At 71.8% G+C, this 2,564-nt stretch carries 2 protein-coding genes and 1 pseudogene; 1 reads left to right on the top strand and 2 read right to left on the bottom strand.

The genetic code is table 11. The annotated features are described in order from the left end of the window. Window positions 1-430, bottom strand: a pseudogene (locus GXZ33_RS08640) (homoserine dehydrogenase); the annotation flags it as partial. Window positions 431-652: 222 nt separating this feature from the next. Between GXZ33_RS08640 and GXZ33_RS08645 the strand changes: the two are divergent. Beyond that, window positions 653-1,444 (top strand): hypothetical protein, encoded by a 792-nt coding sequence (locus tag GXZ33_RS08645; protein WP_291340532.1) that lies wholly within the window; start codon window positions 653-655, stop codon window positions 1,442-1,444. A 12-nt stretch (window positions 1,445-1,456) separates the two neighbouring features. Here GXZ33_RS08645 and GXZ33_RS08650 read toward each other — a convergent pair. Continuing rightward, on the bottom strand, window positions 1,457-2,564 hold a 1,108-nt coding region (locus GXZ33_RS08650; protein ID WP_291340534.1), incomplete at its 5' end, for a hypothetical protein.

Genomic DNA, 2,564 nt, shown 5'->3' on the forward strand with positions numbered 1-2,564 from the left:
CCTCGAAGTAGAGGTCGACGTTGGCGGCGTCGGCGGCCTCGGCCAGCTCGTCGGCGTGGGCGGCGACGAGGGCCTTGTTGGCGGTGACGACGGACTTGCCGGCGCGCAGGGCGGCCAGGACCAGCTCGCGCGGGTAGTCGATGCCGCCGATGACCTCGACGACGATGTCGACGTCCTCGCGGTTGATGAGGCTGAGAGCGTCATCGGTGAGCAGCTCCCGGGCCACGCCCTCACGCGGCTTGGAGAGGTCGGACACGGCCACACCCTTGATCTCGAGCGGACCGCCGATGCGGTGCGCGAGCGCGTCGGAGTACTCGCCCATCAGGCGCAGCACCTCAGATCCGACGGTGCCGTGGCCGAGAATGGCGACGCCCACCGGCTCGCCGGCTCCCTTGCCGGGGTTGAAGCTGGGCTGCTTAGTGACGGTCATTGTTCTCCTGCACATGGTCGTTGGTGGTCGTAGGTCCGCGCCCGTGAGAAACGGGCCGACGGAAGACAGATTTCCGTGACCAGCCTACCGGGGTCCGCCCACATCCTCAGATTCCAGGGGCCCGACACTCCGCCGGACGCGTGAGATCCCTGGACATATTGCTCTCCGACGATTAATCTGGCGTCACCACCCCCGTGCCTTTTTCAGTGATAGGAGTCAGGTATGTCCCGCCGTCGGACCGCCCGTGCACTGACGGCATGCATGGCGCTCCTGGCGTTCCCGCTGGCCGGGGCCTCCGTCACGCACGCCGCCCACATCACCACGACGGATGGTGTGTGCACCGTCCGCCACACCCCCGCCGAGACCGAGAGCGGACTCGCCCTGTCCGGCGTGTTCGCCGCGAACTGGTCCGCGGAGATCCTGCGGGACGTCCCCTCCGCGGCGGAGGACATGACCCTCGCCCGGACCTGGCACGCGGACAAGACCTCCGAGCAGCTGGCTGACATGCCCGTCCACATCCAGGCGGCTCTGGGGCGGATCAACGCGGCGAGCGCCCGTGCCGGTTACCGGGACGGGGAGGCCACCGCGCCGCTGCGCATCCTCGTCGAGCGCAACAACCACCGTGCCGCCGGCGGCGACCGCTACACGATGACACCCGCCGAGGCTCGCAACCAGCTCGCGGATTCCCGCCGCACCGGAACGACGCGGCTGCTCAGCGGCACCCGGGAGGGTCTGTCCGTGGCCGCCGAGGAGGCCTGGCTGCGGGCCTGGGAGCGGACCCCCGGCGCGCAGACCGAGGCGGACGCCTTCCGGGCGGAGCTGCGGATGTGCTCCGCGGGAGGTTCCGGCACCGTCGGCCGCGACGAGTCGTCCCCGTCGTCGGGCCGTACCTCCGCTACGCACGTGCCCGCCTCGCAGGGGCCCGGCGGGGGTGTGCCTCTCGGTACCATCCACACCTCGCTGGTCGTGGCACTGCTGGAGGACGCCGGCAGCATCAAGGGCCTCTTCCACTGACACCGGCCCGGACTAGGGGTCCCGGGCGCTGATGACTTCGCGGTGGGTCTCCCCCGCCGCGTCGACGACCATGATGCCCGCGTAGTCGGCGCGCCCCACCGGCAGGAGCCGGGCGGTGATGGTGCGGGAGGTGGGGTCGGCGAGGGCGTCGAGAAGCACACGGTGGGTGGCCCGCGTCCGTTCATCAGGGTCGCTGTGGTGCAGGAGGGTGGTGCGGTCGTCGTAGAGGCGGACGGTTACTCCCCTGGCCCGGGCCTCCCACACCGCACGGGTGATCTCCTCCTCCTGGAACAGCGGGGACCGGATCGAATCGCGCAGCCTGAGTTCCAGCAGGTGTGCATTGGCCCGCAGGGTCTCGGGGCTGCGGGCGGGGTCGAGCGCCGTCGTCAGTTGCCCGCCGATCCACGCCGCGCTGTCCGCCAGGAAGGAACGCCGGGCCGCGATGAGGCTCAGGCCTGCGGTGCGCCGGTACTCCTCGGCCAGTTCCCCTCCCAGACGCCGGTTGAGCAGCGCCACCAGCCGGGGAGCGGCGGCCGCCGGCACCATGAGAACGCTCATGGTGAGGAGGTCCCGCATCCAGCCGTCGGCGGGACCCCACCAGCCCACGAGCGCGACCCCCACCATCCAGGACCCCACCGCCACACCCCACCGGCCCCGGATGGCCAGGTAGAGGCAGAAGAGCACGTGGATCCACAGCTGCCACAGGACGGGCAGGTGCGGGGCGGGCGGGGTGGCGTCGATGAGCGTCGACGCCAGGAACACCGGCAGAGCCACCGCCGCCACGACCGTCGCGGGGGTGGGCAGACGCAGGTGCTCGCCCTGCAGCAGCGCCCACAGCAGGACGGACACCGCCACCATCGCCACGACGAGGGACGGGACCTGCCACCCGCCCGCGAGACCGAGTCCGAGGACGACCAGCCCGGCGACGACGGCGTGCTGGGTGCGGAAGATCCACGTGGGGGTGAGGTCCTCGAAGGGCACGCCTGCCGGCTCCTGCGGGGCGGGACCGGTCGGGCTCCAGGCCAGGGTGACGGTGGTGCCCCGCCCCGGCGCGGAGGAGACCTCGGAGGTGCAGCCCTCGGTGCCGGCCATCCGTCCCGTGATGGCCACCCGCAGCCCG

Source organism: Corynebacterium sp. (genome assembly GCF_012838985.1).
Lineage (GTDB): Bacteria > Actinomycetota > Actinomycetes > Mycobacteriales > Mycobacteriaceae > Corynebacterium.

Excerpts from the sequence above, each read along its gene's own strand:
- GXZ33_RS08645 (WP_291340532.1), top strand. The coding sequence starts at position 653 with ATGTCCCGCCGTCGGACCGCCCGTGCACTGACGGCATGCATGGCGCTC.